Origin of the sequence: Frateuria sp. (assembly GCF_035695185.1) — a bacterium.
Classification (GTDB): Bacteria; Pseudomonadota; Gammaproteobacteria; order Xanthomonadales; family Rhodanobacteraceae; genus Frateuria_A.
The window spans coordinates 1-7,282 of the sequence record NZ_DASSES010000190.1 but is presented as its reverse complement, the minus strand read 5'-3'; the positions used below and the strand labels follow the sequence as shown (position 1 = coordinate 7,282).

At 68.9% G+C, this 7,282-nt stretch carries 6 protein-coding genes; 2 read left to right on the top strand and 4 right to left on the bottom strand.

The genetic code is table 11. The features are described 5' to 3' along the window. Both VFH59_RS15400 and VFH59_RS15395 read right to left on the bottom strand, forming a co-directional pair. Positions 1 to 1,118 (bottom strand): efflux RND transporter permease subunit (locus VFH59_RS15400; RefSeq protein WP_325165795.1); only part of this gene is annotated, 1,118 nt, incomplete at its 3' end. 125 nt (positions 1,119 to 1,243) lie between these two features. After that, positions 1,244 to 2,440 (bottom strand): efflux RND transporter periplasmic adaptor subunit, encoded by a 1,197-nt coding sequence (locus VFH59_RS15395; RefSeq protein ID WP_325165794.1) that lies wholly within the window; start codon positions 2,438 to 2,440, stop codon positions 1,244 to 1,246. Positions 2,441 to 2,588: 148 nt separating this feature from the next. Here VFH59_RS15395 and VFH59_RS15390 point away from each other — a divergent pair, with 148 nt between their 5' ends. After that, positions 2,589 to 3,551, top strand: coding sequence for a LysR family transcriptional regulator (locus VFH59_RS15390; RefSeq protein WP_325165793.1), 963 nt, complete (start codon positions 2,589 to 2,591; stop codon positions 3,549 to 3,551). 34 nt (positions 3,552 to 3,585) lie between these two features. Here the strand turns inward: VFH59_RS15390 and VFH59_RS15385 are convergent, their stop codons facing one another. Both VFH59_RS15385 and VFH59_RS15380 read right to left on the bottom strand, forming a co-directional pair. After that, positions 3,586 to 5,487, bottom strand: a complete 1,902-nt coding sequence (locus VFH59_RS15385) for a CHASE3 domain-containing protein (RefSeq protein WP_325165792.1) — start codon at positions 5,485 to 5,487, stop codon at positions 3,586 to 3,588. Positions 5,488 to 5,686: 199 nt separating this feature from the next. After that, positions 5,687 to 6,484 (bottom strand): undecaprenyl-diphosphate phosphatase, encoded by a 798-nt coding sequence (locus tag VFH59_RS15380; RefSeq protein WP_325165791.1) that lies wholly within the window; start codon positions 6,482 to 6,484, stop codon positions 5,687 to 5,689. 265 nt (positions 6,485 to 6,749) lie between these two features. Here VFH59_RS15380 and VFH59_RS15375 point away from each other — a divergent pair. Then, the coding region (locus tag VFH59_RS15375) for a glutamine synthetase beta-grasp domain-containing protein (RefSeq protein ID WP_325165790.1) at positions 6,750 to 7,282 on the top strand (533 nt) is incomplete at its 3' end.

Below are 7,282 nucleotides of genomic sequence, written 5' to 3'. Positions count from 1 at the left end.
ACCAGCGGAATGATCGAGGCGCGCCAGGTCTGCAGGAACAGGATCACCACCAGCACGACCAGCAGGATCGCCTCGAACAGCGTGTGCACCACCGCCTCGATCGAGCCGCGCACGAACACGGTCGGGTCGTAGACGATCTTGTAGTCGACGCCCTGCGGGAACTCGCTCTTCAGCTGCGCCATGGTGGCGCGCACCTCGTCGGAGATCTGGATCGCGTTGGAGCCGGGACGGGCGAAGATCGGCAGCGCCACCGCCGGCTTGTTGTCCAGCAGGCTGCGCAGCGCGTAGTTGTTCGAGCCCAGTTCCACCCGCGCGACGTCGCCCAGGTGGGTGACCGCGCCATCGGCGGTCGTGCGCAGCACGATGTGGGCGAAGTCGTCCTCGCTGACCAGTCGCCCGCGGGTGTTGATGTTGAGCTGGAACGCCGCGCCGTTGGGCGCCGGCGGCGCATTGAGCGAACCGGCTGCGACGTCCACGTTCTGCTCGCGGATCGCGTTGACCACGTCGCCGGTGGTGAGCCCGCGCATCGCCAGCTTTTCGGGATTCAGCCACACGCGCATCGAGTACTCGCCGGCGCCGAACAGCTGCACGTCGCCGACGCCGTCCAGGCGCGCGAGCTGGTCCTTGATGTGCAGCCGCGCGTAGTTGGACAGGTACAGCATGTCGTAGCGCTGGTCGGGCGAGATCAGGTGCACGACCATGGTCAGGTCCGGCGAACTCTTCTGCGTGGTCACGCCGAGCCGCTGCACTTCCTCGGGCAGCCGCGGCAGCGCCTGCGCCACGCGGTTCTGCACCTGCACCTGGGCGTTGTCCAGGTCGGTGCCGAGCGCGAAGGTCACCGTCAGCGTCATGGCGCCGTCGCTGGTCGCCTGCGAGGAGGTGTAGAGCATGCCTTCGACGCCGTTGATCTGTTCCTCCAACGGCGTGGCCACGGTGGCGGCGATCACCTTGGGGTTGGCGCCGGGGTAGGTCGCGCGCACGACCACCGTCGGCGGCACCACTTCCGGGTATTCGCCGATCGGCAGCTTGAACAGCGAGATCGCGCCGGCGATCACGATCAGCACCGACAGCACGCCGGCGAGGATCGGACGCTCCACGAAATATTGGGCGAGTTTCATTGCTTGGTTTCCCTGATGTGCTCCTCCCCCTGCAGTTGCCGGGGGAGGCCGGAGGGGATTCGCCCGTGCGACGAAGCGCACCCCTCTTCAACCCTTCCCTGCAGGCAGGGGAGGGAGTCATGGCGTCACTTGCTCGAGGCGACCTTGCCGTTGTCGCCGCCGGCGCTGGCCAACTGGCGGTCGCCATCCAGGCTGCGGCTCTCCATCGCCACCAGCGTGGGGCGGACCTCCATCCCCGGCCGCACGTGCTGCAGCCCGTTGACCACCACCACGTCCTTGGCGGTCAGGCCGGCGGTGACCACGCGCAGCCCATCGGCCATCGGACCCAGGGTGACCTTGCGGTAGGCCACCTTGTGGTCGGGCTCCAGCACGTAGACGAACTTGTTGCCCAGGTCGGTGCCGACCGCGCGCTCGTCGATCAACGCGCGGGGTTGGCGGCTGGGCGTGCGCAACTCCAGCCGGACGTAGAGGCCCGGCGTGTAGCGGCCGTCGTCGTTGTCGAACACCGCGCGCAGGCGCATCGTGCCGCTGCCGGCATCGAGCTGGTTGTCGATGAAATCGATACGCCCGGTGTGCGGGTAACCCTGTTCATCCACCAGCCCCATCGCCACCTGCGGGGCCACGCCACGCTCGCGGCGCAGCTGGTCGAGCTTCAGGTAGGCGTGTTCATCGATGGTGAAATAGGCATAGACCGGATCGACGCTGACCACGCTGGTCAGCACGTCGGCGGGAGTGACCAGGTTGCCGGCGGTGATGCGCGCATTGCTGACGCGGCCGTCGATCGGCGCGCGCACTTCGGTGAAGCCGCGATCCAGCCGCGCCGCATCCAGCGCCGCGCCCGTGGCGGCGGCCTGCGCCCTCGCGCTGGCCGCCGCGGTGGCCAGGCGATCGGCCTCCTGCGTGGAGATCGCATGCTGGGCCAGCAGCTTTTTCGCGCGCCCGGCATTGGACGCGGCCAGCTTCTGCTCGGCGCGCGCCTGATCCAGCGTGGCGGCGAGGCGGTCGACCTCGGCCTGGTAGGGCCGCGGGTCGATGGTGAACAGCAGCTCGCCCTTGCGTACGCGCGCGCCTTCCTTGAAGTGCACGGCGGTGATGTAGCCGCTCACCCGTGGATGCACGGCGACCGTGTCCACTGCCTGCAGGCGGCCGGTAAAGGCGTCGGTGTCGCTGACCGTGCGCACCAGGGTCTGCGCCACGGTGACCGCCGGCGGGGGCGGCGCGCCGGCTTCCTGGGCGTGGCTCTGGCCATGGCTGCCGAGCACCGCCCAGCTGCCGACCGCCACGGCCACGGCCAGGCTCGAGAGGATCCATCGCTTTTTCATGACTGCGCTCCGGGGTCTAATTAGTGCACCGGTGGGTACAGAACCGGCGAAGGCCCGGGAGAATAGGTACACTTGTCGGTATAGAAAACCGCGGTTTGGTGCAATGCAATAGTGACGCCAGGTCACGAATCACCCTGGAGTGGGCTCGATGGAAGACTTCGCAGCAATTTCCGCCTTCGTCCGCGTGGTCGAAGCCAAGAGCTTCGCCGCTGCCGCCGCTCAACTCGGGATGACGCCGTCGGGCGTGAGCCGCGCCGTGTCGCGGCTGGAGGAGCGCCTCGGCGCACGCCTGCTGTTCCGCTCGACCCGTTCGTTGCGGCTGACCGACGACGGCGCGGTGTTCCATGCGCGCTGCAAGGACATCCTGGCGGACCTCGCCGAGGCCACCGAGGCGCTGGGCTATGCCAACCGCAAGCCGGTCGGCAAGCTGCGCGTGGCGGTGTCGCTGGCGGTCGGGCGCGCCGCGCTGATCCCGCGGCTGGCCGAGTTCGAGCAGCGCTATCCCGACATCCGGCTGGAGCTGTCGATGAGCGACCTGCCGGCCGACATGAACGGCGAAGGCATCGACTGCGCCATCCGCGTGGGCGAGCTGGAGGACTCCAGCCTGATCGCGCGCAAGATCGGCTACCTGCGCAACGTGGTGTGCGCCTCGCCAGCCTACCTGGCCCGCTACGGCGCGCCGCAGACCATCGAGGACCTCAAGCAACACCGCTGCATCAACTATGTCTACCCCAACGGCCGCCCACGGCAATGGATGTTCGACGGCGCCAACGGCCCGATCGCGGTGGACGTCGACGGCCACCTGCTGATCAACGACGCCGAATCGGTGATCCAGGCGGTCGCCGCGGGGCTGGGGATCACCCAGGCGCCGCACATGATGGTCGCCTGCATGCTCGACTGGGGAAAACTGCAACTGGTGATGACCGACACCCGCTCCACCGGCAAGCCGGTGTGGATCGTCTACCCGCAGAAGAAACACCTCTCCGCCCGCGTGCAGGCGTTCATCGAATGGGTCCGCGAGCTGTTCGAGCGGACCAACGAACCGCAGTTCCGGACGCCCGCGCGGGCGGTATCCGGGTCGGCCGGATCGATGGCACGGACGCCTGCCTGATCCTCGCGCCGGCGGGACGGCTGATGACGCAAGCTCAGCCGGCGGTGCCGACGGCCGGCGAGCGGCCCGGGCCATCGGCCAACAGCCCGTGCACGCGGTGGGCCAGCTCCTCCAGGGTGAAGGGCTTGCGCAGCAGCCCGGCGCCGGGGATGCGTTCGCCGAAGCGGGCGTTGGCGTCGCGCGTGTAGCCGGTCATCAGCAGCACCTTCAGGCCGGGCCTCAGCTGCCGTGCGATGTCGGCCAGCTCCCAGCCGGTGATGTGCGCCATTTCCACGTCGGTCAGCAACAGGTCGACCTGCGGATGCGCGTCCAGCACGGCCAGGCCGTCGTGGCCGCCGGCCGCGGTCAGTACCCGGTACCCCAGTTCGCTCAGCGCCTCGGCCGCGAACACGCGCACGCCGTTGTCGTCGTCGACCAGCAGGATCGTGCCGTGGCCGCGCGGCAGGCTGTCGGCGGCCGCCGGGTCCGCCCCGGCCGGCCCCGGCGCAAGCTCGCCATCGGCGCGCGGCAGGTAGATGCGGACCGTGGTGCCCCGGCCTTCCTCGCTGTCGATTTCCACCTGCCCGCCGGACTGCTTGATGAAGCCGTAGACCTGGCTCAGGCCCAGGCCGGTGCCCTTGCCGGCCGCCTTGGTGGTGAAGAAGGGCTCGAAGGCCTTGCGCCTGACCTCGGCCGTCATGCCCTGTCCGGTGTCCGTCATCGCGATCATCACGTAGGGGCCGCTGGCCACGTCGGGCCGGCTGCTGGCGTAGTCCTCGTCGAGGAACACGTTGGCGGTCTGCAGGGTCAGCCGGCCGCCCTCGGGCATCGCATCGCGTGCGTTGACGGCCAGGTTGATCAGTGCGCTTTCCAGCTGGTTGACGTCCACCGTGGTCATCCACAGGTCGGGCGCCTGCATCAGCTCGATGCTGTAGATGCCGCCGAGCGTGCGGCGGATGACTTCGGTGATCCCGGCCACCACCTCGCCGGGCGCCACCAGCACCGCGTTGAGCGGCTGCTTGCGGGCAAAGGCCAGCAGGCGCTGGGTCAGCTCCCCGGCACGCCGCGTGCCGTCCAGGGCGTAGTCGACGTAGCGGCCGACATCATGGTTGCCCCGGGCCAGGCGCCCCTTGAGCAGCTCCAGGTTGCCCATCACCACCGCGAGCATGTTGTTGAAGTCGTGCGCCATGCCGCCGGTCAACGCGCCCAGCGCCTCCATCTTGCGCGACTGGCGGATCGCCTCCTCCAGCATCGCCTGGCGCTCGGTACTTCGCCGCAGCGCCTCGCTGGAGGCCAGCAGCTGGTCGCGTGTGCGCACGATGAGGCGATGGCGCCGCGACATCTCGCGCAGGGTCAGCCCCGCCAGCCCGAGGATCGCCAGCGCCGACGCCGAGGCGCCGGAGAGTACCCAGCGCGAAAGCATGCGCTCCTTGCTCCGCTCGGCCGCGATGCTGCGGTCGCAGTCGGCCAGCATGGAAGAGACCAGCACGCGGATGCGTTCCATCAGCCGCATGCCAAGGTTGGACCGGACCAGCTGGACTGCGGTGCCGCGATCGCCGCGGTCGTAGTAGGCCAGCGTTTGCGCCAGCTCGCTCTGCTTGCCCTCGATCAGCGCGCGCAGCTCCGGCAGGCGCAGGCGCAGGCGCGGATCGGTCACCTGGCCATCGAGCGTTCGCAGTATCTGCTCCAGCTCGCCGCGCGCGCGGTTGTACGGTTCCAGGTAGGCCTTCTGGCCGGTGAGCAGGTAGCCGCGCTGGCCCGTTTCGGCCCCCTGGACCGTCAGCAGGGTCTGGCGCAGCGAGCCACGTACCGCCTGGATGCGCTGTTGCTGCTCGACGCCCCGCTCGCGCACGCCCGCCAGCACGAAGGCGCCCGCCAGCAACAGGGCCAGCAGGACAAAACCCGTCGCCAGCATGATGCGCGACCGGATCAGGCTTGGTGGTTGCTCTACTGCCATGGCGACGCCGTCGTCCGCAGCCAGACCGGAGTGGTCCGCTCGCGCATGGAAATGGTAGGCATACCGGACGTGCGCGAGGCGTGCGCAGCGTGCCGCCGGGCGCACGCCCATGGCGCCGTCGAGGCCGCACGCCAGGCGGTCCGGCGTCCCCTGTGCGGCACCCGCCGGCCCCTCATCTGGCGACCAACCGGGCGTGCACTCAGCCGCCGCTGGGCAGCCAGAACAGCAAGGCCACACCCAAGGCGATGCGGTAGATCGCGAACGGAGTGAAGCGATGCGTGCGGATGTAGCCCAACAGCCACTTCACGGCGGCGAAGGCGACGATCGCCGACACCACGAAACCGACCACCAGCGCGCTCCAGTCCTCGTGCATCGCGCCATCGGACCGGAACACCTTGAGCAACTCGTAGCCGGTCGCCGCGTACATGGTCGGGATGCCGACCAGGAAGGCGAACTCGGTGGCCGCGGCGCGATTGCTGGTGCCGGCCAGGAGCGCGGCGAAGATCGTGGCCGCCGAGCGCGAGGTGCCGGGGAAGACGCCGGCGAGCATCTGCGCCAGGCCGACCAGTACCGCCACCGTCCAGGTCACCTCGCGGCGGTCCGGCCGGCGCGCCGCCACCGCCTCGGCACCGAGCATCCAGAAGCCGCCGATGACCAGCGCCCAGGCGATCGGGGTGACGGTGTCGGGCAGCTTGAAACCAAGCTTGACCGCGATGAAGCCGAGCACCGCGGTGATCAGGAAGGCGACCGTGAGCTTGGCCAGGTAGTCGCGGTTGGCCGGGTCGCGCCATTGGGTCAGCAGCTGCCACAGGCGCTTCCAGTAGATCAGCGTCACCGCCAGGATCGCGCCGGCCTGGATGCCGATGTTGAACAGGTCCGAGCGATGACCCAGCCCCAGCTGTTCGGCAATCAGCAGATGACCGGTCGAGGAGATCGGCAAGAACTCGGTGATGCCCTCGATGATGCCGAGCAGGATGACGCGGATCAGGTCGCTCACTTAAGGGCTCTCCGGCTGACGGTAAAGCGGCATAGCTTAAGGGGAAGCAGGCACGGCGGCGTGAGCTGCGGTTTGCCCGTAAAGGGTGCAATGGCTGCGCCAAGCAGGTGCATTTCCGTCCTTGGGGAAGCGCACCCACGTGCGACCGGGATGCGGCGGCAGCGCATCCTCGCGGCCTGCGCGCAGGTGCGCGCCCGCGAGCCTGGCCTGGCACGGGCATTGCAGTAACGCCGCATCCCCCTTCACCGTCCCGAGGCCTTCGCCCATGACCGCCCAGCAAGTGCTCGACCTGATCGCCGAACACGACGTCGAATTCGTCGACCTGCGCTTCGCCGACATGCTCGGCAAGCACCACCACGTGACCTTCCCCGCGCACGCCATCGACGAGGGCACGTTCGAGGACGGCAAGATGTTCGACGGCTCCTCGATCCCGGGCTGGAAGGGCATCAACGAGTCGGACATGGTGCTGCTGCCCGATCCGGACACCGCGCACCTGGATCCGTTCTCCTCGCACACCCAGCTGATCCTGCACTGCGACGTGCTCGAGCCCTCGACCATGCAGGCCTACGGCCGCGACCCGCGCTCGATCGCCAAGCGCGGCGAGGCGTTCCTGAAGTCCACCGGGATCGCCGATACCGCTTTCTTCGGGCCGGAGCCGGAATTCTTCATCTTCGACTCGGTGCGCTGGCAGAACGACATGGGCCGGGTGTTCTACGAGATCGGTTCGGAAGAGGCCTCGTGGAGCTCGCGCTACAAGTACGACGGCCAGAACACCGGCCACCGTCCGGGCGTCAAAGG